Source organism: Natrarchaeobaculum sulfurireducens, from assembly GCF_003430825.1.
In the GTDB taxonomy this organism is placed as follows: domain Archaea; phylum Halobacteriota; class Halobacteria; order Halobacteriales; family Natrialbaceae; genus Natrarchaeobaculum; species Natrarchaeobaculum sulfurireducens.
The window spans coordinates 3,255,985-3,280,043 of sequence record NZ_CP024047.1; the positions used below are offsets into that span (position 1 = coordinate 3,255,985).

The 24,059-nt window shown below is 62.3% G+C and carries 19 protein-coding genes and 2 tRNA genes; 15 read left to right on the top strand and 6 right to left on the bottom strand.

Features of this window, described 5'->3' with window-relative positions:
* Positions 1–142 precede the first annotated feature (142 nt).
* Positions 143–673 (top strand): 50S ribosomal protein L16, encoded by a 531-nt coding sequence (locus tag AArc1_RS17160; protein ID WP_117365502.1) that lies wholly within the window; start codon positions 143–145, stop codon positions 671–673.
* A 326-nt stretch (positions 674–999) separates the two neighbouring features.
* On the top strand, positions 1,000–1,872 hold the full coding sequence (locus tag AArc1_RS17165; protein WP_117365503.1) for an ATP-grasp domain-containing protein: 873 nt from the start codon (positions 1,000–1,002) through the stop codon (positions 1,870–1,872).
* 38 nt (positions 1,873–1,910) lie between these two features.
* Here the strand turns inward: AArc1_RS17165 and AArc1_RS17170 are convergent, their stop codons facing one another.
* Positions 1,911–2,312, bottom strand: coding sequence for an Hsp20/alpha crystallin family protein (locus AArc1_RS17170; RefSeq protein ID WP_117365504.1), 402 nt, complete (start codon positions 2,310–2,312; stop codon positions 1,911–1,913).
* A 74-nt stretch (positions 2,313–2,386) separates the two neighbouring features.
* A complete protein-coding gene (locus tag AArc1_RS17175; RefSeq protein ID WP_117365505.1) occupies positions 2,387–3,400 on the bottom strand; it encodes a type II glyceraldehyde-3-phosphate dehydrogenase in 1,014 nt (337 codons plus the stop codon).
* 156 nt (positions 3,401–3,556) lie between these two features.
* Between AArc1_RS17175 and AArc1_RS17180 the strand changes: the two genes are divergently transcribed.
* The 4 genes from AArc1_RS17180 (at position 3,557) to AArc1_RS17195 (ending at position 7,248) form a co-directional block, all read left to right on the top strand.
* Positions 3,557–4,558 carry an aminopeptidase gene (locus AArc1_RS17180; RefSeq protein ID WP_117365506.1) on the top strand — a complete coding sequence of 334 codons (1,002 nt, stop codon included), beginning with the start codon at positions 3,557–3,559 and terminating at the stop codon, positions 4,556–4,558.
* Between the two features lie 118 nt (positions 4,559–4,676).
* On the top strand, positions 4,677–5,345 hold the full coding sequence (locus AArc1_RS17185; RefSeq protein WP_117365507.1) for an HVO_0476 family zinc finger protein: 669 nt from the start codon (positions 4,677–4,679) through the stop codon (positions 5,343–5,345).
* A 402-nt stretch (positions 5,346–5,747) separates the two neighbouring features.
* Positions 5,748–6,401, top strand: a complete 654-nt coding sequence (locus AArc1_RS17190; protein WP_117365508.1) for a protein-L-isoaspartate(D-aspartate) O-methyltransferase — start codon at positions 5,748–5,750, stop codon at positions 6,399–6,401.
* 91 nt (positions 6,402–6,492) lie between these two features.
* Entirely contained in the window at positions 6,493–7,248 is a 756-nt protein-coding gene (locus tag AArc1_RS17195; RefSeq protein ID WP_117365509.1) for a protein-L-isoaspartate O-methyltransferase family protein, read from the top strand.
* A 183-nt stretch (positions 7,249–7,431) separates the two neighbouring features.
* Here the strand turns inward: AArc1_RS17195 and AArc1_RS17200 are convergent, their stop codons facing one another.
* The 4 genes from AArc1_RS17200 to AArc1_RS17215 form a co-directional block, all read right to left on the bottom strand.
* Positions 7,432–9,525: a bacterio-opsin activator domain-containing protein gene (locus tag AArc1_RS17200; RefSeq protein ID WP_117365510.1), complete on the bottom strand. Its 2,094-nt coding sequence runs from the start codon at positions 9,523–9,525 to the stop codon at positions 7,432–7,434.
* Positions 9,526–9,646: 121 nt separating this feature from the next.
* Complete coding sequence (locus AArc1_RS17205; protein ID WP_117365511.1) at positions 9,647–10,063, bottom strand: group I intron-associated PD-(D/E)XK endonuclease; 417 nt, start codon at positions 10,061–10,063, stop codon at positions 9,647–9,649.
* Between the two features lie 394 nt (positions 10,064–10,457).
* Positions 10,458–10,530, bottom strand: a tRNA-Asp gene (locus tag AArc1_RS17210).
* Positions 10,531–10,837: 307 nt separating this feature from the next.
* Positions 10,838–10,910 (bottom strand) — tRNA-Asp (locus AArc1_RS17215).
* Between the two features lie 329 nt (positions 10,911–11,239).
* On the opposite strand from AArc1_RS17215, the gene AArc1_RS17220 reads away from it, so the two are divergent.
* The 9 genes from AArc1_RS17220 (at position 11,240) to AArc1_RS17260 (ending at position 24,019) form a co-directional block, all read left to right on the top strand.
* Positions 11,240–11,467 (top strand): DNA-directed RNA polymerase subunit H, encoded by a 228-nt coding sequence (locus tag AArc1_RS17220; protein WP_117365512.1) that lies wholly within the window; start codon positions 11,240–11,242, stop codon positions 11,465–11,467.
* Positions 11,468–13,045 (top strand): DNA-directed RNA polymerase subunit B'', encoded by a 1,578-nt coding sequence (locus tag AArc1_RS17225; protein ID WP_117365513.1) that lies wholly within the window; start codon positions 11,468–11,470, stop codon positions 13,043–13,045.
* Between the two features lie 6 nt (positions 13,046–13,051).
* The gene (gene rpoB, locus AArc1_RS17230; protein ID WP_117365514.1) at positions 13,052–14,881 is read left to right on the top strand and encodes a DNA-directed RNA polymerase subunit B; all 1,830 of its coding nucleotides are present in this window, start codon (positions 13,052–13,054) and stop codon (positions 14,879–14,881) included.
* 3 nt (positions 14,882–14,884) lie between these two features.
* The gene (locus AArc1_RS17235) at positions 14,885–17,812 is read left to right on the top strand and encodes a DNA-directed RNA polymerase subunit A' (RefSeq protein ID WP_117365515.1); all 2,928 of its coding nucleotides are present in this window, start codon (positions 14,885–14,887) and stop codon (positions 17,810–17,812) included.
* Entirely contained in the window at positions 17,805–18,998 is a 1,194-nt protein-coding gene (rpoA2, locus tag AArc1_RS17240) for a DNA-directed RNA polymerase subunit A'' (RefSeq protein ID WP_117365516.1), read from the top strand. The genes AArc1_RS17235 and rpoA2 overlap by 8 nt, the downstream gene beginning before the upstream one ends.
* Before the next feature lie 3 nt (positions 18,999–19,001).
* Positions 19,002–19,430 (top strand): NusA-like transcription termination signal-binding factor, encoded by a 429-nt coding sequence (locus tag AArc1_RS17245; RefSeq protein WP_117365517.1) that lies wholly within the window; start codon positions 19,002–19,004, stop codon positions 19,428–19,430.
* A 356-nt stretch (positions 19,431–19,786) separates the two neighbouring features.
* Positions 19,787–20,215, top strand: a complete 429-nt coding sequence (locus tag AArc1_RS17250) for a 30S ribosomal protein S12 (protein WP_086887596.1) — start codon at positions 19,787–19,789, stop codon at positions 20,213–20,215.
* Positions 20,216–20,217: 2 nt separating this feature from the next.
* A complete protein-coding gene (locus AArc1_RS17255) occupies positions 20,218–20,826 on the top strand; it encodes a 30S ribosomal protein S7 (protein WP_117365518.1) in 609 nt (202 codons plus the stop codon).
* A gap of 313 nt (positions 20,827–21,139) precedes the next feature.
* On the top strand, positions 21,140–24,019 hold the full coding sequence (locus AArc1_RS17260; RefSeq protein ID WP_117365519.1) for an FIST N-terminal domain-containing protein: 2,880 nt from the start codon (positions 21,140–21,142) through the stop codon (positions 24,017–24,019).
* Positions 24,020–24,059 lie beyond the last annotated feature (40 nt).

The window sequence follows — 24,059 nt, forward strand, 5'->3', positions numbered from 1 at the left end:
GACGCCGTTTTCGGGCTCGACGGACAGGGACCCCGAGACGACCGGCGCGGTCGCTCGAGGCGTCCGAGAAGGCGGCCTCGACGCCGAAACGCGCTTCGAAGGCTTTATCGGCACAGTAGCTCTCCGTTTTCGTAAGATAACCATGTCCGACAAACCTGCCTCCATGTACCGGGAGATCAGTAAGCCGGCATATACGCGCCGCGAATACATCACCGGTATCCCGGGCTCGAAGATCGCACAGCACAAGATGGGCGACGTCAGCGCCGACCCTGAGGAGTACCCCGTTCAGATCAGCCTCGTCACCGAAGAGGAAGTCCAGATCCGCCACGGCAGCCTCGAGGCCTCGCGTCTGTCGGCTAACCGCCACATGCTCAAAAACGCCGGAGAGAACAACTACAAGATGATCCTCCGGAAGTTCCCCCACCACGTCATCCGCGAGAACAAGCAGGCGACGGGTGCGGGTGCAGACCGTGTTTCCGACGGGATGCGCCAGTCGTTCGGGAAGATCGTCGGCACCGCCGCCCGCATCGACCGCGGCGACCGTATCTTCACGATCTGGTGTGACGTCGATGACGCCGCCTTCGCCAAAGACGCACTCCGTCGTGCCTACAACAAGATCACGCCGCCGTGTCGCGTGGTCGTCGAACGCGGCGAAGAGCAGCTGATCGCGTAACCCGGCTTTTTGCTCTGTCGTTCGAAAGACGGAAGCGTTTCTCGTGATCACGAGACGGCTTTGCCGCCTCGAACGACACGGTCTATCGAGAGCGAGGCTGTCAGCCTCGCTCGCGGCAACTGTCGGTAAACCGCCTGCTCTCCCCTTGCTGAGCGAACGCAAAGTCCGCGCTGCTCGGAAAGCACTTGCGCTTCCGTTGGGTCGTGGGGCCCTCGGGTCTGGTCGGGCCCCACTCCCGGCCAGGTTCTCCCAGAGTCGGCGTCTCGAGCCAGCGTTTGCGGCTCGCTTCGAGCCAGCTTTTTGCTCTCTGCATCCCCACTCGAGGTATGATCGAACTGGCGGTCGCAAACGACCAGGAGACGTTCCGGCGGATGCGCGAGCCCCTCGCCGAACGAGGTATCCGGGCAACTCACGTGCCCGCAAGCGAGCGCGTTATCGCGCTGGGGGAAGACACCACGTGGGACGCCAACGAGTACGACGTCGGGTACGTCTATCCCGGTCGGCTGATGGAAGGCGGAGTCGCCGACGCCCTGCTCGAAGTGCCGTGGCTCAACGACCGCGACGCCGTCCTCACCTCGCGGAACAAAGCCGAAGTGATCGCCCGATTCGAGCGAGCCGGTCTGCCGGTTCCACACTCGGTCTACGTCTCGAACGACGTCTCCGAGACCGAGCTGGTCGACGTCTTCGAGCGGTTCGAGCCGCCAGTCGTCGTCAAACCGAACTCGACGACCAGAGGCGTCGGTGTCGCGAAAGCACACGACCTCGATTCGTTCCTGGGGATCTGTGACTACCTCTCGCTGGTCCACGACTACCGGGCGACCGGCGACCGCTCGTTTCTCGTCCAGGAATACCTCCCCGGGGCGACCGACTACCGCGTGATGGTCCTCGAGGGCGAGTACGTTGGCGCGGTCGAGCGTCGGCTCCCCGAGACCGCCAGCGCGCGCGGCCAGTGGAAACACAACGTCCACCGGGGGGCCGAGGCAACCGGCGTCGAGTTGCCCCAGGCCTGGCGCGAAATCGCCGAATCAGTGGCTCACGAACTCGAAATTCCGTTTCTCGGTGTCGACCTGCTCGAGACGGGCGACCGGCTGGTAGTCAACGAGACGAACGCCCGACCGACGATCGACGCGGCGACGAAGTACGAAGCGGGATTCTACGACCGGCTCGCGGACGCGATCCGCTCGGCTGTCGAGGCGTGACGACCGGAAAATACGGGGACTGCGACCGCGACGAACGGTTACTCGAGACTGATGTCCGAGGACTGTTCGGCTGGCTCGAAGACGACCTCGAGGACGCCGTTGTTGTACGTTGCGGAGGCCGTGTGCTCGTTGACTCGGGTTGGAAGCGAGACGCGCTCGTCGTACTGGCGGTGTTCGGTGCCGGCGGAGATCGTCAGCATTTCGCCGTCGCACTCGAGTTCGATCTGTTCTTTCTCGACCCCCGGAAGGTCGGCGATGACGCGGACCTCCTCGTCGGTCTCGTGGATATCGACGTGCGTGTCCATCCCGAAGCCGTTCTCGGCGTTGGTTGCGGAATCGAAGCCGACGTCACGGTCGGCACTGTTCATCATTTCGTTCATCATGCGCTCGATTTCACGAAAGAGGTCGTCGAAGGGCTCGTCGCGGTCGTCTCTTCGCATGGGGGTGTCTTGGGCACCACGTTTCAAAAGCTTTCTGTCGGTCTCGAGAATCGCCGGCTGCTCGGTACCGGACCCTACAGGCCGATGCCGAGTGTCTCGTTCGTGGTCTCGACGCTCGTTTCGGCGTCGGCTTCGCCGAGGACCGCCCGGATCGCGTCGACGTTCTCCGGGACGACGTCTGACTCCTGGTGGATGCCCTGGAAGAGATACAGATCGCGACCGACTGTCGAGATCGATTCCTCCCAGATGCAGTTCTCCCAGATGTCCGCGCGTGGACGGCCGGCGTCCATGGCGTACTCTTTGAGCTTGCCGCTGCCGTCGATTGCGAACCGCTCGGGGATCAAGAACAGGCGCGACTCGTCGGCGAACAGGCCGCGAACGTCGTCGGCGTCGACTTCCTCCTCGAGCGTGACGTTTAAGCTGTGCATGTGCATCAGCGTTGCCGGAACCTTCATTCCGAGCGTGTCGATGTCGAGGTCGTCGAAGATCGTCTCGACGTCGGGGCCGTGGTGAGAGGGGATGGTGACCGGGTTCGGGAGGATGTCGTTGATCGGGCCGCGGCCGGTCTGGCCGGGGTCGCCACCACGGCGGACGAGCGTCGCGCGGACCTTCTCGACGCCGTACGCCTCGCGAAGCGGTGCGATGACCCGCGAGAGGCCGGTGGTGTTACAGGAGACGACCCGGACGTGGTCGACACCGATTGCCTCGGCGTAGTTCGAGCGAGCGTTGAAGCTAACGTCGGCGATGTCGGCGTCCTCGCCACCCTGGTAGAGCGCGGGCGTCTCGTGGTCCTCGTAGAGCGTCTTGTTCTCGGCACCGATCCCCGACGGCGTCGCGTCGACGACGACGTCCGCGTCAGCGATCAGTTCGTCGACGAGACCGGCGATTTCGAGGCCGGCCTCGGCGAACTGGTCGGCGCGGTCTTCGATCGCTGCGTACAGCGGGAATCCCTTCTCGATAGCCATCTCGGCCTCGAAGTTCGGCCGAGTCTTGGCGACGCCGAGAACCTCCATATCGGGCTGGAGGGCAACGGCATCCGCAACGCGTTTGCCGATCGTACCGTAGCCGTTGATCGCGACCTGTATCATATACCCGGGAGTGCAAGACGGAAGCGGATAACCGTTTCGAGGCGTCTCGACGGGGATTTACTCGGTCTCAAGTAGTTCGGTGGGAAAGTGACTCGAGACACATGACAGCCTGCGGGGAAGGCAAGACATTTCGACCCGGTCGCACGACTAGCAGCTATGTCCGAACTCCGCGCAGCCGCCGAAACGGCCGTCGAACAGTGTCTGGCTCTCGAGGCCGACGACTCCTGCGTGATCGTCACTGACGACGAGCGCGAGCCGATCGGCGAGGCACTGTACGCGGTCGCACGTGAGATCACCGATGACGTCGCCATCGTCCGATACCCACCAGGCGATCAACACGGCGAGGAGCCACCCGAGACGGTGGCGACCGCACTCGCCGGTGCCGACGCCTTCCTCGCACCGACGACGAAGAGCCTGAGCCACACCCGTGCTCGCTCCGACGCGACCGAGGCGGGTGCCCGCGGTGCGACCCTGCCTGGAATCACCGAGGACGTCTTCGTGGCCGGACTCGACGCCGACTACGGCCGTATTCTCGAAGAATGTGAACGCACCCTCGAGCGTGTCGCCGGCGCTGACGAGATCCGCGTGACGACCGATCGTGGGACCGACATCACGTTCGACCTCGGCGACCGCGAGTGGTTCGACGACACGGGCGACGTGAGCAAGCCCGGGTCGTTCTCGAACCTTCCCGCCGGCGAGGTGTTCATCAGCCCCGAATCGGCCGACGGCACGTTCGTCGTCGACGGCACGATGCGCCCCCACGGTCTTCTCGAGGAGGGCCAGGAAATCGAGTTCGTCGTCGAAGACGGCCTCGTGACCGAGATTTCGGACGACGAGATCCGACAGGACGTCGAGGCGGCCGCGGAGGAGTGCGAGGCGCAAAGCGTCTCGAAGCGGAGCGGTGAAACCGCGGAGCAAGCAGGTGACGCGGCCTACAACCTCGCCGAACTCGGCATCGGAACGAACGTCGGCGTCACCGAACTCGTCGGCTCGGTCTTACTGGACGAGAAAGCCGCTGGCACGGTCCACATCGCCATCGGCGACGACGCCGGGATCGGCGGCGACGTCGAGGCCCCGATCCACCAGGACGGCATCCTCCGGGAGCCAACGGTGTACGTCGACGGCGACAAACTCGAGTTGCCGACGGCTGGCCACTGAGGGCGTCGCACGCGCTCGTCCCTGCATCCTGGAACGCACTCGAGAGCCCGTCGTGTGAGCCCGACACGTTCGATCGGCGGTTCAATCGCCTTTTCAGTACGTAGCGTATAGGGAGGGTATGAACGATACGCAGGACACCCCTGATCGGGTGCCGACGCCGTGTCCCTCGTGTTCACCCGACCTCGAGACGGTCCACGAGATTCTCACGGTCACGGAAGGCGGTGGCACGTTCACCGTCCGCTGTAGCGAGTGTGGCCACGTCCACAAGGTCACACCGGATCATACACACGAAGTCACCCTCGACGTCGTCGTCTCCCAGGAGGGCGAATCCTTCACGGCGAACGTCACGACGGACGAGGACGCGACCATCGAAGTCGGCGACGAGTTCATCTTAGAGACCGACGAGGTGCTCTCGACCGTCCGCGTCACGAGCGTCGAACTGGACCAGCACCGACGGGTCGAGGTCGCCGACGCCGAGGAGATCGAGACCGTCTGGAGCCGCGAAGTCGACAACGTCGCGGTCAACGTCACCGTCCATCCGAAAGACGGCCGCCGGGAGGACAGCCGCTCGATTACGGTCTACGTCCCCGGCGACTACGAGTTCGAGGTCGGCTCGATCGAGGAGTTCGGTGACGACGAGTTCGAGATCGACGCCTTCGTCGTCCGGAGCGACGCCACCGGCTACGACCGCGACCGCTACGAAGTCGAAGGCGACACCGTCCCCGCAAAGGACACCAAACGCGTCTACGCCTACGACCAGGCCTCGACCGCCTGGTCCGCCTGGTAGTCGGTTCGAACGCTGGCACTGACTCTGAACGCTTTTTTGCGTCTACCACCACGAAAGCCCCTGCCGTCATCCGGTCGATGGACTTGCTGTGCGCTTCACTCACTGCGTTCGCTCCAGTGCTTGCTGCGTCCGTCTTCCCGGATGCCGGCAGCCCCTTTCATTCCCACCCTGCGGTGGCCAGACCGGACAGCCGACACGGGCGGGAATGAAAGGGGCTGACACGCTCGAGCCGTCCCCGACGACGCAAGGACCGCAGCCGGTAGGCGAGGACCGCAGCGAGTCGCGGGAGGTCGAGCGTGTCAGGGGCTTTCGTGGTGTTCTCAGTAGCAGGGTGTGCAGATGGGATGATTCGAATCCGGCTAGCGCCCTACACCTATTGCTCGCGAGCGCGTACGCTCGAGCATGGTCGATCGGTTCGAGTCCGACGACGCAGCCGACTACGAGGCCGCCCGTGAGCGGATGGTCAAGGCCGTTTCGCGTCACGTCGACAGCGAACGGGTACTCGAGGCGCTCGAGGCGGTCCCACGACACGAATTCGTTCCGGAGATCCGCCGGGACGGTGCCTACGCGGATCGACCGTTGCCGATCGGGGACGGCCAGACCATCAGCGCCCCGCACATGGTCGCAATCATGGCCGACGAACTCGCCCTCGAGCCCGGCGAAAACGTCCTCGAGATCGGGACCGGCTGTGGCTACCACGCCGCCGTCACGGCCGAACTCGTCGGCGCGGACCACGTCTACAGCGTCGAGTACAGCGAGGAGCTGGCCGAACGCGCCCGTGAGACGCTCGCAGAACTCGGCTACGGCGACGTCTCCATCCGCGTCGGTGACGGTCGCGAAGGGTGGGTCGATCACGCGCCGTACGACGCCGTCTACGTTACCTGCGCGGCGACGGGCTTTCCCGAGCCGGTCGTCGACCAGACCCGACCGGGCGGTCGATTACTGGCCCCCATCGGAACCGCATTCCAGACGCTGGTAAAGGCCACCAAATGCGAAGACGGGAGCCTCGAGCGAAGCGAGCATGGTGGCGTCCAATTCGTCCGAATGCGTGGCTGAAAGCGCTCGTCGAGCGGCCGACGGCACCCACCGACGGGTCGACGATTCGGGCAAGCGCGGGGTTCTTACCGTCCGGCGGGATAGCTCGAGTATGGATCCTGCGGTACTGCGAGAGGACATGGTCGACGGCCTCGAGACACCACCGAAGGAGGTGCTCGACGACGAGGCCGTCTCCGTCGCCATGCGCGACGTCCCTCGCCACGCATTCGTCCCCGATCCGAAGACGGCCTACGCCGACCGCGAACACGAGGTGCGTGGAACACGTGTTCTCGCACCCAGTACAGTCGCCAGACTCCTCGAAGCGCTCTCGCTCGAGGCGGGCGACAAGGTTCTGATCGTCGGCGTCGGCGTCGGCTACACGGCCGCCGTCGTCGCTGAACTCGTCGGAGACACGAACGTCCACGCGATCGATATCGCCCGCCCGCTCGTCTTCGAAGCTCGCGAGAATCTCGACAGCGCTGGCTACGAGGGCGTGCTCGTCGACCGCCGCGACGGTGCCGACGGCCTCCCCGAGTACGCCCCGTTCGACCGCATCCTGGTCGAAGCCGGCGTCGTCGAGCCACCCCGGCCGTTGCTCGAGCAGTTGGCGGACGACGGGCGCATCGTCTATCCTCGGGGGGCGCAAGTACAGCGTCTCGAGGCGCTGTCGAAAGACGGTAACCGGGAGCACTTCGGCGTAGTTTCGTTCGATCCGTTGCTCCTCGAGGGTGAACAGCCGGGGACCGTCGAACGAAACCGGATGGCCCGCGAGGATCGTGAACACGCCGAGCGGCGCGCTCACTCACGTCGTGGCTGGGAACAAAACTGGATCGAGTGGGACGACTCGATCGGTCACCGCTCCGACTGAGCCGCGTGTGGGATGCGACACGTCGTCGGTCGACTCGATGTCTCTCGTGAACAAGCGGTATCCGAAAGTGGGGGTGGGGGATTGGGGGGTGGCGACAGTCTATCGCGAATCGCCATTGCATCCTATGGGGGGAAGAGGATTAAACGTAGTTTCTAACTGTTTAGTATAGTCAGCTAGAGTGTACTAATCATCTAGAGGGGAGTCGAAGACAAGCGAGACGAGCTTTCGTTCGGCCGCCCGAAGGTGATAGTGATACGTCGGGGCCGAGACGTCGAGTGCATCGGCCAGCTCCTCGCCTGTGCTCGCACGCGGCCACTCGAAGAACCCGCTGTAGTGAGCCGCCTGTAACGCTTCGAGCTGCCTGTCGGTGAGTCGTTCTTCGAGATAGGTGTCGAGCTGACGAGCCGATCGCGTCCGCGACGTCTCCCGTTTGGCAACCAATTCCGTCGCAGGATACTCCTCGCAAACCGCCTCGACGAGCGATCGCGTCTCGGTCGGTTGTGGCACCTCGAGGACGAGCGTCGCGCTCCCGGCGTTCGCCCGTGCGGTCCGCAGTCGAACGTCGTACGACCGTAACACATCGACGATGGGCATCGACGCCAGCGTCAGCTCGAACAGCCGTTCGTCTTCACCCTCAGAGACGAGTGACGCCGACTCTACGGCCGCACGGTCGTCGATGAGTGTGGGCAGATCGACCGCCGACGGGGCACTAACGAACGCGACCGTCGTGCCGTCTCGGTCGATCAACCCCTCGACGGTCACGCCGCCGTCGACGTGCTCGCCGAGGCGGTTGAGCAACAGTCGATCGTCACGACACTCGAGTTCGATCTCGAGGCGGCTGTCGGTGAGCATCGCGCGCGTCCGCTCGACCGACCGGATCGCGTGGCCGATCGTCTCGCCGAGTTCCGCGAACACCTCGTACTCGCCGTCGCCGAGCGAGTCGACACCGCCGAGATGTACGAGCAAGACCCCATACTGCTGTTTACCGGTGGTGAGTGGGACCGCGACTACCGTCTGAAAGCCGTAGGTCAAGGCGTCCGTCCGTCGTCGATCCCAGCCGTCGGCCTCGAGGACGTTCCGGACGACCTCGACGTCTTTACGCGCGAGCGTTTGCTCGATCAGCGCTCCTTCGGGTGCTCGGTCGTCGTCGCCGATCCGGTCGAGATAGCAGGGATCGACGCCAGCCCAGGCCCGTGGTTCAGAGAGCCCGTCGTCGCTCGAAGCGATCCAAGCGAACCGGTAGCGGTCGGTGTCGGCCAGCCGGTCACAGACCGTCGACTCGATCTCAGAACGGCATGACGCCTGTGCGATTCCGTGATTGATCTGCCGAACGATTTCGTTGATGTGATTGAGTCGCGTGAGTTCCTCGTTTTTTCGGGTGAGCGTCCGATCGTGTTCGCGAAGGAGGTGTTCGCGTTCGGCCCGATCCAGCGCCGCCTCCGTGTTGGCCGCAAGCACATAGAACAGCTCCGCTATCGGCTCGTCGAACCCATCGCGTGCCGTCGTACCCGCGACGACGACTCCGTGAGCACCTAGTGGAACGAGCAGTTCACTTCGGCTCACCGGCCCCGTGATCGCGTCGCCACCGTCGACCGTGAGGCTCTCGCCCGTCGAAAACACGTCCCAGATTCGTCCCTCCCCGCGTTCGAACGACGAAGCCGAATCGACGGGCTCCCGAGCCGATGAGGCAGTACGTTCCAGCGAGCCAGCCCCAGGATCGAACGCGTACGCCACGGCAACTGGCGTCTCGAGAATGTCACTCGCGGTCTCGACCGCCTGCCGATAGATTTCGGCTTTCGTCTCGGCGCGCATCAACGTCCTGGTCGCCTCGTGAAGCGTCGTCACCGTCTTCTCGTATCGACGCTCGCTCTCCCGGAGCGCGGATTTCGTCCGGTACTGAGATACTGCGTTCGTAATCTGGTTCGCCAGCAACGCGTACTGTTCGCTCCCGGTGGTTTTCTGGCTGTACTGGGTCACACCTGCTGCAATCGCTTCGCTCGCGAGTTCTTCCGACCCTTGGCCCGTAAAGAGGATAAACGGCAACTCCGGATTGTGCTCACGGACTCGCTCGAGTAACTCGAGTCCGGACAGCTCGGGCATCTCGTAGTCACTGACGATACAGTCGATTGGCCGCTTCTCGATGCGCTCGAGTGCCTCGAGGCCGCTCGTCGCCGACTCGACGACGAGCACGTCGCGTTCGCGCTCGAGCATCTCGGCGACCAGTTCTGCAGAGCTGGGTTCATTGTCGACGACGAGGACGGTGATCGGTTGTGACATGATCGATCGGAAATCACAGGACGACTAAACGTCGTGTTCCGATGAATGTTCGACAGTACACTAAATGATTAGCGTTCACCGGCCGATAGCCTGGCAAAGCGTAAGCGGTCGGTGCGCGGAATCATCGAGGGATTGTACCGGTGAATTCGTACGCCCGTGCCCAGTTTATCGAAGGATGGTCGATCTGAGCCTCAAACCGAAGTTCCATCTTCTGTTCGGTCGCGTCGGCAGCATCGATCCAATAGAACGTCTCATTAGCCGGATAGTATACGAAGAACGCGTCGACCTCACCGTCGTACGTCTGTTCGTGATACCGTCCGTTCTTCGTCGTCTGGGAGTGCGTATTGAATCGTATCGTCTCCGGCTTGTTCGTCCAGGCAGTCTTACACTGAATCCGGTATAGGTCGCCTTCGTCGTCGACGACGAGATCGTACTTGTCGTTATCACCAAACGGGACTGAGATGCTGTAGCCGGCGACAATAAGGGTCGTGATCGCTCTCGCTTCCGTTTCGTCTCCGATCGCTTTCGAATTTCGCACGACTGTAGGTGCTGCCTCTTCCAATTAAAACGGTCGCCCGTACCAGACGACGCATCCAGAAATTGGATCTCCCTGTCCGAGAAAGGCAACTGATCGACCGTATACGAAACGGATCTGGGGCACTCGAGATGGATTCGGAGCCAGTCCAACGAGCCGACGGTAGCGATGGAATGTTTGAGAAGTAAGACTCGAAAAATCTGGTAGACACTATCCTATGATCAAGCCGAATTTTTAGAAAGGTGCTCGAGGCGGGAGTTGAACCGGAGCCAGACGTGCTTGTTCACTTCGTTCGCTGTGCGCGACTGTCAAGGCTCAAATCCCTCGTACCGTTTTTCGATCTCAGAATATTCGCGGCGAGCACGCTGGCCGCTCGTGGGAATTGAGTATCGGAAAACGCCCGAGGCGGGATTTGAACCCGCGTCACAACCGTGACAGGGTTGTATGATGGGCCACTACACCACCCGGGCTTGCAACTCTTCGTTTTCAGGAGAGAGTATTAAGGGTTTTGTTCCGGTGTCGGCTATGTTATCGGTTCCGGACACAGTATATCTCACTAACAATTTTCGGACGCAGGAGACGATCGCGTTGGAAGGGGCACGAGAGACAAGACAGCGCAGCGTGTCGGTCGTTCACGAAGTTAAATTACGAGAAGGTGCCCGAGGCGGGATTTGAACCACGATCGTGCCGCTCACTGCGTTCGCTCCACCCATTTTTCGATCTCGGAATACTCGTGGCCAGCATGCTGACCGCTCGTGGGAATTGAGTATCGGAAAACGCCCGAGGCGGGATTTGAACCCGCGTCACAACCGTGACAGGGTTGTATGATGGGCCACTACACCACCCGGGCTTGCAACTCTTCGTAGCCGGGTGTGGGTATTAAGACTTTCCAATCGACCACCGTTTGGTAGGGTGGGACGGGCCACGATTGGGACCTCGAGCGACGGTCTCGAGCGGATTTCGCGCCACCAGAGTGTCATAGCGTACCACGACCCACAAGGAATTTAACCGATAGTCGGGTACTGGCACACGTGATCGGACCTCCCGGTCAGGTCAGCCCGGGCGGTTAGCTGTGCTTGTGGATCGAGTTAGTAACGGTTAAATGCGTCCCCCCGATAACTGTCTGTAGTATCTCGTGACAGCCACTTCTCTCCCGATAGCCCACACGCACATCGACACATGGTAGACGTAAGCAAACACGAACTCGTTCCGGAGCACACCGTCCTCGAGGAGGAGGACCTCGAGGAAGTGCTCACGGAGTACGACATCGACCGTACAGACCTGCCGAAAATCAAGCGCAACGACCCCGCCCTCCCGGACGACGCGGAGGTCAACGACGTCATCGAGATCGTTCGCGACTCACGAACGACCGACCGAGCCGTCGTATACCGACTCGTGGTGGAATAAATGGCAATGGAACTCGACAGAAACACACGACGGGACATTTCGCGCGAATACTTCTCGAGGGATCGACTCGCCGAACATCACTATCGCTCGTTTAACGCCTTCCTCAACCGAGGGATGCAAGAGGTCGTCGACGAGAAGGCAACGATCGATACGGATATCGGCGACAAAGAAGGCGAAGAGCCGGTACACGTCGAACTGGGCGACGTGCGCGTCGTCACGCCCCGCGTTCGCGAGGCCGACGGTTCCGAGGAGCTGCTGTACCCACAGGAAGCCCGACTGCGCAACATCACCTACTCCGCGCCGGTGTTCATGGAGATGTCGATCGTTAAGGGCGAAGAGGGCGACCAGCGCGTCGTCGACTCAACGGAGACGAAGATCGGTCGGATGCCGATCATGGTCGGTTCGGATAAATGCAACATCGCCGGCTTCTCCGACGAGGAACTGATCGAGATCGGCGAGGATCCCGCCGACCCCGGCGGCTACTTTATCGTCAACGGCTCCGAGCGAGTCCTGATGACCAGCGAGGACCTCGCACCGAACAAGATTCTTGCGGAGTACGATACGAAGTACGGCGACGAAATTCAGGTCGCAAAGACCTTCAGTCAGCGCCGTGGCTACCGTGCACTCGTCCTCTGTGAGCGGACGCGAAACGGGCTGCTCGAGGTCTCGTTCCCCTCGGTCTCCGGCTCGATTAACTTCGTAACGCTCGTGCGCGCGCTCGGGCTGGAATCCGACGAAGAGATCGTCCACAAGGTCTCGAACGATCCCGAGGTCGTCAAGTACATGCTCGAGAATCTGGAGGAAGCCGAGGTCCAGACCGAAGAAGAGGCCATCGAGACCCTCGGCAAACGCGTTGCCTCCGGTCAGGGCAAAAATTACCAGCTCAAGCGGGCGAACTACGTGATCGACCGCTACCTGCTGCCACACCTCCACGAAGACGGTGTAGACGAAGAGGACGTCCGGATCAACAAGGCCCACTATCTCTGTCGGATGGCAGAGGCCTGTTTCGAACTCGCACTCGGGCGACGTGACTCCGACGACAAAGACCACTACGCGAACAAACGCCTGAAGGTGTCGGGGGATCTGATGAAAGACCTCTTCCGGACGGCACTGAACAAACTCGCACGGGACGTCAAATACCAGCTCGAGCGAGCCAACATGCGAAACCGGACCCTCTCGGTTTCCACCGTCGTCCGGTCTGACGTGCTCACCGAGCGCTTAGAGCACCCGATCGCGACGGGCAACTGGGTCGGCGGGCGCTCGGGCGTGAGCCAGCTGGTCGACCGGACGAACTACATGGGCGTTCTCTCACACCTGCGACGGCTTCGCAGTCCGCTCTCGCGCTCGCAGCCACACTTCGAGGCGCGGGACTTACACGCGACCCAGTGGGGTCGTATCGGTCCCTCCGAAACGCCCGAAGGGCCGAACTGTGGGCTCGTGAAAAACTTCGCACAGGCGGTCGAGCTCTCACAGAACGTCGAGGACGAACAGGCACTCAAACGCGAACTGGCGTCGATGGGCGTCGAGGGGATTCCGGGCCTCGAGAGTATCGACCGAACGACTCCGGCCGACGACTGATCAATCATGAGCAGCCAACAGCGAGAAGCCAAGGTGTACGTCAACGGGTCACTGGTGGGAACACACCCCGACCCGAACGAACTCGCAGAACAGATTCGAGAAGCGCGACGCATCGGTGACGTCAGCGAGATGGTCAACGTGTCGGTGAAAGACCGGACCCGCGAAGTGATCATCAACGCCGACGCCGGACGTGCCCGACGACCCCTGCTGGTCGTCGAAGACGGTGAGGCCCGCATCTCAGAAGCCGAGATCGAGGCGCTCCAGACGGGCGATCTCGAGTTCGAGGACCTCGTCTCTCACGGTTACGTCGAGTTTATCGACGCCGAAGAAGAAGAGGATATCCTCGTTGCCGTCGACGAAGAGCACCTGACCAAAGACCACACACACCTCGAGATCGATCCGTCGCTGATCTTCTCGATCGGTGCGGGAATGATCCCCTATCCCGAGCACAACGCGAGTCCGCGTATTACGATGGGGGCAGGGATGATCAAGCAGTCGCTGGGGCTGCCGTCGGCCAACTACCGAATTCGGCCGGACACCCGCCAGCACCTGCTGCACTACCCACAGCTATCGATGGTCAAGACCCAGACGACCGACCAGATCGGCTACGACGACCGGCCAGCGGCCCAGAACTTCGTCGTCGCCGTGATGAGCTACGAGGGGTTCAACATCGAGGACGCGCTCGTCATGAACAAGGCGTCGGTCGAACGCGCGCTCGCCCGTTCGCACTTCTTCCGGACGTACGAGGGCGAGGAACGACGCTATCCCGGCGGTCAGGAAGACCGCTTCGAGATCCCTTCACAGGACGTCCGTGGGGCACGCGGTGAAGAAGCGTACACCCACCTCGACGAGGACGGCCTCGTCAACCCCGAGACGGTCGTCGACGAAAACAGCGTCCTGCTCGGGAAGACGAGTCCGCCGCGCTTTTTAGAGGAGCCGGACGACATGGGCGGTCTCTCGCCCCAGAAGCGTCGCGAGACGAGCGTCACGATGCGCTCGGGAGAAAGCGGTGTCGTCGACACCGTCACGCTGATGGAAGGCGAGGACGGCTCGAAGCTCTCGAAAGTGAGTGTTCGGGACGAACGGATCCCCGAACTCGGGGACAAGTTCGCATCGCGACACGGTCAGAAAGGGGTCGTCGGTCACCTCGCACCCCAGGAGGACATGCCCTTCACCGAGGAGGGCGTCGTTCCCGACCTCGTCGTCAACCCGCACGCGCTTCCCTCGCGGATGACCGTCGGACACATCTTGGAGATGATCGGCGGCAAACTCGGCGCGCTCGAGGGCCGACGCGTCGACGGGACGCCGTTCCTCGGCGAGGACGAAGAGAAACTCCGCAACGGACTCGAAGAGGCTGGCTTCGACTCCGCGGGGAAAGAGGTCATGTACTCCGGTGTCACCGGCGAGAAGGTGCAAGCCGAGATCTTCGTGGGCGTGATTTTCTACCAGAAGCTCTATCACATGGTCTCGAACAAGCTGCACGCCCGTTCGCGCGGGCCGGTGCAGGTGCTCACCCGACAGCCTACCGAAGGTCGTGCCCGTGAAGGTGGGCTGCGTATCGGGGAGATGGAACGGGACGTGTTCATCGGCCACGGGGCCGCGATGACACTGAAAGAACGACTGTTAGACGAGTCCGACCGCGAGTTCATCCACGTCTGTGGGAGCTGTGGGATGAGCGCGGTCGAAAACGTCGAACAACGCCGGGTCTACTGTCCGAACTGTGGCGAGGAGACTGACATCCACGAGATCGAGATGAGCTACGCGTTCAAGCTCCTCTTAGACGAGATGAAGGCCCTGGGAATCGCACCGCGACTGGAACTCGAGGACGCTGTATAACTCATGCGAAATAGCACACCAAAAGACATCGGAACGATCAACTTCGGGCTCATGGAGCCCGAGGAGTACCGGGAGATGAGCGCGACGAAGATCATCACCGCCGACACCTACGACGACGACGGCTTCCCCATCGACATGGGGTTGATGGACCCGCGTCTCGGCGTGATCGATCCCGGACTCGAGTGTAAGACCTGCGGGAAACACTCGGGGTCGTGTAACGGTCACTTCGGTCACATCGAACTCGCCGCGCCGGTGATTCACGTCGGCTTTACGAAGCTCATCCGGCGATTACTGCGTGGAACCTGTCGAAGCTGTTCGAAGCTGTTGTTGACCGAGGACGAACGCGAGGAGTTCCACGGACAGATCGACCAGACGCGCAAGCTCGGTCGGGATCTGAACGACGTGACGAAGGCCGCGATCCGACAGGCACGGAAGAAAGATCAGTGTCCGTTCTGTGGCGAGGTCCAGTACGACATCGAACACGAAAAGCCAACCACGTACTACGAGGTCCAGCAGGTCCTCACGAGCGAGTACTCCCAGCGCATTGCAGGCGCCATGCAGGGCAACGAGGAGGAGGGTGTCGAGCGGACGACACCCGACGAGCTCGCCGAGCAAACCGAGATCGATCTCACGCGGATCAACGAGATCCTCTCGGGATCGTTCCGTCCGCGGGAGAGTCAACGAAAGGCCATCGAGAAGGCGCTTGGGATCGACCTCACGGAAGAGGACACGAACAAGCTGATGCCCAGTGACATCCGCGACTGGTTCGAGGCGATCCCGGACGAAGACATCGAAGTGCTCGGGATTGATTCGGATCGCTCCCGGCCGGAGTGGATGATCCTTACCGTCCTCCCGGTGCCGCCGGTGACGGCACGCCCGTCGATCACGCTCGATAACGGTCAGCGGTCGGAAGACGACCTCACCCACAAGCTCGTGGACATCATCCGGATCAACCAGCGCTTTATGGAGAACCGCGAGGCCGGTGCGCCACAGCTGATTATCGAGGACCTCTGGGAGCTGTTGCAGTATCACGTGACGACGTTCATGGACAACGAGATCTCGGGGACGCCACCGGCCCGTCACCGGTCCGGCCGTCCGCTCAAGACGCTCTCTCAGCGACTGAAAGGCAAGGAGGGACGCTTCCGTGGCTCGCTGTCCGGAAAACGCGTCAACTTCTCTGCCCGAACGGTCATCTCGCCGGACCCGACGCTTTCGCTGAACGAAGTCGGCGTCCCCGACCGTGTCGCGACGGAGATGACTCAGACGATGAACGTCACCGAGCGAAACGTAACGGATGCACGCCGATACGTCTCGAACGGCCCCGAGGGCCACCCCGGCGCAAACTACGTACGCCGGCCGGACGGCCGCCGGCTGAAGGTCACCGAGAAGAACTGCGAAGCGCTCGCAGAGAAAGTCAAGCCCGGCTGGGAAGTCAACCGCCATCTCATCGACGGCGACATCGTCATCTTCAATCGCCAGCCGTCGCTCCACCGGATGTCGATCATGGCCCACGAAGTCGTGGTCATGCCGTATAAGACGTTCCGGCTCAACACCGTTGTCTGTCCACCGTACAACGCGGACTTCGACGGCGACGAAATGAACATGCACGCGCTCCAGAACGAGGAGGCTCGTGCAGAGGCGCGCGTGCTCATGCGCGTTCAAGAACAGATCCTCTCGCCACGCTTCGGTGAGAACATCATCGGCGCCATCCAGGACCACATCAGTGGGACGTACCTGCTGACCCACGACAACCCGCGGTTCAACGAGACGCAGGCGCTCGACCTCCTGCGGGCGACCCGGATCGACGAACTGCCAGAACCCAGCGGTATCGACGACGATGACGAGCCGTTCTGGACGGGCCACGACGTCTTCTCGGAGCTCCTGCCCGACGACATGGACCTCGAGTTCACCGGCACCATCGGCGACGACGTCGTCATCGAAGACGGCCAGCTCGTCGAGGGAACGATCGCCGAAGACGAGGTCGGCGAGTTCGGTGGCGAGATCGTCGACACGATCACGAAGGTCTACGGCAACACCCGTGCCCGGATCTTCATCAACGAGGTCTCGACGCTCGCAATGCGGGCGATCATGCACTTCGGGTTCTCGATCGGGATCGACGACGAGACCATCCCAGAGGACGCCCAGGCGCGCATCGACGAGACGATCGACGACGCTTACGACCGCGTCGAAGAGCTCATCGAGGCGTACGAACGGAACGAACTCGAGAGTCTGCCGGGACGAACCCTGGATGAGACCCTCGAGATGAAGATCATGCAGACGCTCTCGCGTGCGCGTGACAACGCGGGGAACATTGCGGATGAGCACTTCGACGACGACAATCCGGCGGTCGTCATGGCGAACTCCGGTGCGCGTGGGTCGATGCTCAACCTGACACAGATGGCCGGCGCCGTCGGCCAGCAGGCAGTCCGCGGCGAGCGGATCAACCGCGGCTACGAGGATCGGACCCTCAGTCACTACAAACCGAACGACCTGTCGGCGGAGGCCCACGGCTTCGTCGAGAACTCCTACACCAGCGGGCTCACCCCGCGGGAGTTCTTCTTCCACGCGATGGGTGGCCGCGAAGGGCTGGTCGACACCGCCGTTCGTACCTCGAAGTCCGGGTACCTCCAGCGTCGGCTGATCAACGCGCTGTCGGAACTCGAGACGCAGTACGACGGTACCGTCCGCGATACGTCCGATACGATCGTCCAGTTCGAGTTCGGCGAAGACGGTACCTCGCCGGTGAAGGTCTCTTCGGGCGACGACAACGAGATCGACGTCGAAGCGATCGCCGATCGCGTCCTCGACTCCGAGTTCGACTCCGAACAGGACCGACTCGAGTTCCTCGGCTCGAAACCACAGCCGACGAACCTCTCCGAGCACGCCGACCACCGACTCCTCGAGGAAACGGGGGTGAGCTCCGATGACTGAGATCACCTACGACGTCACCGACGACATGATCGCGGTCGTCGAGGACAGCGACCTCCCCCGACGGCTCAAAGACGAGGTCTACGAGGTACTCGAAGATCGCGACGACGCGACCGTCGAGGACGCCGACGAACTCGCGAAGGCGGTCGAGACGCGATACGTCGACACTCGAGTCGATCCGCTCGACCCCGTCGGTACCGTCTCCGCACAGTCGATCGGCGAACCGGGAACGCAACTGACGATGAACACGTTCCACTATGCAGGGGTCGCAGAGATCGACGTGACTCAGGGGCTGCCACGACTGATCGAGCTCGTCGACGCCCGGAAGACGCCGGACACGCCGATGATGACGGTCCACCTCGAGGACGAGTACGCCACCGAACGCGAGAGGGCTCACGAGGTCGTCTGGAAGATCGAGGCGACGAAGATTCTCGCGCTGGGTGACGTTTCGACGAACGTCGCGGACATGCGCGTTCAGATCTCGCTCAACCAGGATACGCTCGAAGAGCGGATGATCACCCCCGAACAGGTCGCCGAGACGATCGAAGACCACCTCGGCGTGAGCACGGTTCAACAGGGCACCCAGATCGAGTTCGGTCCAGAAGAGCCGTCGTATCGCGACCTGCTCCAGCTCGTCGAGGAACTGCGTGACATCACGTTCAAGGGAATCGAAGAGATTACACGAGTCGTCATCCGCCGCGAAGAGATGGACGACGGCTCCGAGGAGTTCATCCTCTACACTGAAGGGTCGGCGTTCGGCGACGTCCTCGACATCGAGGGTGTCGACGCCTCACGAACGACGTGTAACAACATCCACGAGATCCACCGCAACCTCGGTATCGAGGCCGCCCGCGAGGCGATCATCGAGGAGACGAACAACACGCTCGCCGAGCAGGGCCTAGACGACGTCAACGTACGCCACCTGATGCTCGTCGCCGACATCATGACCAACAACGGCGAGATCGAGTCGATCGGTCGTCACGGCATCTCGGGTTCGAAAGAGTCCGTTCTCGCGCGTGCGGCGTTCGAGGTGACGGTCAACCACCTGCTCAACGCCGCTATCCACGGCGAGATCGACGAACTCCACGGCGTCACGGAAAACGTCATCGTCGGCAAGCCGATCAAACTCGGCACCGGCGATGTCGACCTCCGGATGGGATCGACGAGTTCCAGCGGCCAGGCCGACTGATCGATGAACGTCACCCTCGACGACGACGCCCGTCGGTATCTCGCGCTGTTCGAAGACGTAACGGGGGCGACCGGAATCGACTGCGTCCTCGCGGACGGCGACGAGGACCGACTGATCGTCGTCGTCTCGAGCGGCCAGATGGGTGAAGCGATCGGCCCCGGCGGCCGAACAGTACAGCGGTTCGAAGAGCGCGTCGAGCGGCCGGTTCGACTCGTCGAAGGCGCCGACGACGCCGAATCGTTCGTCGCGAACGCGTTCGCGCCTGCAGCAGTGTACAACGTGACGATTAGCGAAAACGACGATACGGTCGCCTACGTCGAGGTCGCCGACGAGGATCGCGGCGTCGCCATCGGCTCGAACGGTCGGACGATCGAGACCGTCCGAAGGCTCGTCGACCGACACTTCGGAATCGACGACGTGCAGTTGCTGTAGACACGACAGCCCTCGCCGTCACGCTCTCGAGCGCAGGAACGGCCAACTGGATCTTACGAGGGGAGGCTGTCAGGATAGACATCGGTCGACGAACGATGTCAAAACGTAGGTATCGAGGCCAAAATCCCTGTATTTGCCAGCTGAGAGGGGTCACATCGAACGGAGAAACGACCGGCGAAGATCCAGCGCGTTCGGAAACCTCTCGCCCGCCGAGAGACGCTAACCGATTCTCCGGCCGTAATTCGGATCGGCGAAACGGGCTCAGATTCGGCGAGCGGGGTACCTCGAGCGCTCTCGCGGCGTAACGGGCGAGTCGAAACGGGTCGCTTAAGTGGCTCCGACGGATATCGACCCCCATGGCAAACGGCAAGTACGCCGCGCGCAAGCTGAAGAAGGACCGCCAGAACCAGCGGTGGTCCGACTCTGACTACGCGCGCCGCGCCCGTGGGCTTCGCGAGAAGTCCGACCCGCTCGAGGGCGCACCACAGGCCCGCGGTATCGTACTGGAGAAAGTCGGCATCGAGGCAAAACAGCCCAACTCGGCGATCCGAAAGTGCGTTCGAGTGCAGCTGATCAAAAACGGCAAGCAGGTCACCGCGTTCTGTCCCGGTGACGGCGCCATCTCGTTCATCGACGAACACGACGAAGTTACCATCGCCGGTATCGGTGGGGCGAAGGGTCGTGCGATGGGGGACCTTTCAGGCGTCAACTACAAAGTCGACAAGGTCAACGGCGTCGCGCTGCTCGAACTCGTTCGCGGTAACGCGGAGAAACCCGTTCGATAACCATGGCAGCCGAAGACCAACCAGATCCAGACGCCCCAGCAGGAGGAACCGATGTCGGTGCGAAACTCTTTGGCACCTGGGAGATCGGCGAAATCGAGTACGCCGATCCGTCGACCGAACGGTACGTCAACGTCACGCCGGTCGCACACACCGCCGGCCGACACGCCAACAAGCAGTTCAAGAAGTCCCAGATCTCGATCGTCGAGCGCTTTATCAACCGGCTGATGCAGACCGAAGAGAACACGGGCAAAAAACAGCAATCGCTGAACCACGTCCGTGACGCCTTCGAGCTCATCAACGAACGGACCGAGGAGAACCCCGTTCAGGTGCTGGTGACGGCCGTCGAGAACTCCGCCCCCCGCGAGGAGACCGTCCGTCTCAAGTACGGTGGCATCTCGGTGCCCAAAGCCGTCGACGTCGCCCCACAGCGACGGGTCGACCAGGCGCTGAAGTTCCTGGCCGAGGGAGTCTACAACGACTCGTTCAAGTCCTCGACGCCCGTCTCGGAGGCTATCGCCACCCAGCTCATCGGCGCAGCCAACAACGACGTCCAGACCTACGCAGTCAGTCAGAAAGAAGAAAAAGAGCGCGTCGCGGCGGCTGCCCGCTAACGCGGTTTTTACTTCTGTTTCGCGACCGTCCGTCTAGCAGCTGGTCTCTGACAGCCGCCATCGACACACCGGTTGTGGACTCGAGTCGTCGATACGATAGGACCAACTGAAACGGTTTGTACACCGATCACACCGCCGGCGTGCGATCGGATAGCACTGAGTTCAGTGGTTACGGTAGCCAGACGCAAGCTGCAGGCTCGAGGAACGAGATCTGGGTTTTCTTCTGTGGAACACCCATCGGTTACCAAGAAAATAAACGCACCTAGAGTTTCAATCGCTAGAAACTATAGTGGCGCGACAAGATACGTGAGCCATGAGCGTAGAGCGTAGATCGTCGGCGGTGGGTACGGGCGTACGGACTGGGGTGCTTGCAGCCGGGGTCGCGGCCGTGGTTGTCGCCGTCGGCTGGCTGGCGGGTCTCGAGGGGCTACTCGCCGGGGGCGCACTGATCGTCGTCGCCGGAACACTACTTGGCTATCGGACGGGGAACCGCATCGACGAGACGATCGACCGGCTCCGTACTGAAGCACAGTCGGTTGAGACGGGTGACGATACGTACGAATCGATCGACGATCTCGAGGATGTCGCCGACGTTGTCGGGTCGACGCTGCAGGAGAACCACCAGCTTCGTGAGCGCACCCGAGAGCTCGAGAAAACGGTCAACCGACTCGAGGGACAAAACGAGCGGATGGAGGCACAAACAGCGGAGCTCGAAGAGGCGATGCAACTGTGTGCGGCGGGTCGGCTCGCCCACCGACTCGAGCCGGACGAAGCGGCACCGTTGTCGGTCGCCGACGAGTTCAACGCCATGATGGACGAACTCGAGGGGACGATCCGTCATCTCAAGGACTTCGTCATGCTGGTGGTGACCTCGAGTGACGAGCTCATGGCCGGGGTCGAACAGGTGACGGCCGCAAGTGCAGAGATCAGCGACGACGTCCAGCAGATCGCAGATGGGGCGTCGGTCCAGTCGCAGCGACTAGACGCGGTCACCGACGAGATGAGCGTTCTTTCGTCGAACATCGAGGAGATCGCGAGCCGGGCTGAACACGTCGCGACGCTTTCAGAAGAGACTGCACAGACTGGCCGGGCCGGGAAACAGGCCGCAAAAACGGCGATCGACGGGCTCGAAGAGATCGAGGCCGGGTCGACCGAGGCAGTCGAGGCGATCGAACGATTGCGTGCGGACGTCGACGAGATCGACGAACTGGTAGAGATGATCGCCGAGATCGCTCACCAGACGAACATGCTGGCGTTGAACGCCAACATCGAAGCCTCTCGGGGAACGAGTGAGGACGGGAGCGGCGAGGGGTTCGCAGTCGTCGCCTCGGAGATCAAATCACTCTCGGGCGAAGTGCAGTCTGCAGCCGAGTCGATCGAAACGCGACTCGACCGGATCCAGACCCGGACCGAGGAAACGACAGCGACCGTTACCGAGGCCGAGTCGATGATCGCGGCTCACACCGATGCCGTCGATCGCGCGCTGACTGCACTCGAGAAGATCGCCGAGTACGCAGAGCAGACCAACAACGGCGTCCAGGAGATCCACGCAGCGAGCGACCAGCAGGCCCAGTCGACCCAACAGGTCGTCGCACTGATCGACGAAACAGCGACGATCGGCGACCGGACGTCGTCGCTCTCGGGGAACGTCGCGGCATCGGCCGAAGAACAGGCGGCCGCGCTCTCGACGATCTCGGGGCGCGCAGGCGAACTGTCGGAGAACGCGGCGTGGCTTCGAGACACCCTCGACATGTACAAGGCTCGCCAGGACGTTCCGGGACAGGAACGCCCGCCAGTCGCACCGACGTCGGTAACCGCCGACAACTCGAGTGCAGCCGAGGCCGAGGAGATCGACGGAACGACAGGAACCGGTTCCGACGAGAGTGCCACCGCGGAAACAGCAGACTGGGCGTCCGACCACAGGGAGCAAACCACGTTCGAGTTTAGCGACGACGACGTCGAGGATGTTGGGCTTTCGACGCAGTTTGGAAGTGGGATCGCCGCCGGCGACGACGGGTTCGAGGTCGGGAAACAGGCGGCGACGCGCGCGGCGGCAAAACTCGAGAGCGACGGGCGCGTCGACTTCGGGCAGGTGTTCTGTTCGCCGACGTACGACTACGAGGCCGTACTCGAGGGGATTCGCTCGGTCGTCGGTGAGGACGTCGATCTGATCGGCGCGTCGTCGTCCGGCGAGTTCACCGAGGAGGCGAGTTCCAACGGGGGCGTCACAGTCGCGCTCGTCGCAAGTGACACCATCCGCTTTTTCACCGGGGTCGGAACCGACCTCTCAGGTGGCGTTGCCGCGGCAGTCAACGAGGCCATCGATTCGCTTCCGGCATCGGTCGAAGGCTACCCACACCGATCTGCAATCGTCCTCCACGATGGCCTCGCTGGCGTCGGCGATCAGGTCGCGGTCGCGACCCAGCGAAGACTCGGACACGACGTGAGTCTCGTCGGCGGATCGGCCGGAGACGATCTGGCGATGGAGGCGACACACGTCTTCTGTAATGAGACCGTTGCCGGCGATGCGGTCGTCGTGGGGCTGCTGGCCTCGAAGACCCCGACGACGGTCAGCGTCGACCACGGCCACACACCGATCTCGGAGCCACTGACAGTGACTCAATCGGACGGCGGGCGCGTCCTCGAACTCGACGGCAAGCCAGCGTTCGAGGCCTGGCGTGAGGTCGTCGAACCGTATCTCACAGAGCGCGGCCGAAACGTCGACTTCGACGCCCTCGAAAACGACAGTCGGGAGTTACTCGACTTGCTAACCGAGTTCGAGTTCGGCATCGAGGAAGGTCGCGGCGCAAGCGACGACGGATACAAGATCCGATGGCCAGGGCTGGCCTTGACGACGGCAGGCCACTTCGAGTTCCCGGTTGGCGTCCCCGATGGAACGAAACTGCGGGTTATGCACAGTCCCAAACCGGACCAGATCGAGTCGGCCCGGAACACTGCTCGTGAAGCCGTGACCAACGCTGGCCGGAGCGAGATCGCTGGTGGCTTCGTCTACGACTGCGCTTGCCGGTCGATCATCCTCGAGGACTCGTTTGGCGAAGCCGTCGACGCGATGGCCGACGAACTCGAGGTGCCGTTTACCGGGATCGAGACGTACGGAGAACTCTGTATGGAACGGGGACAACTCAGCGGGTTCCACAACACGACGTCGGTCGTCATGTTACTCCCCGAGTGAGTGACTCACAGTGGCAACTGACGCGACGGCACTGCCGGTC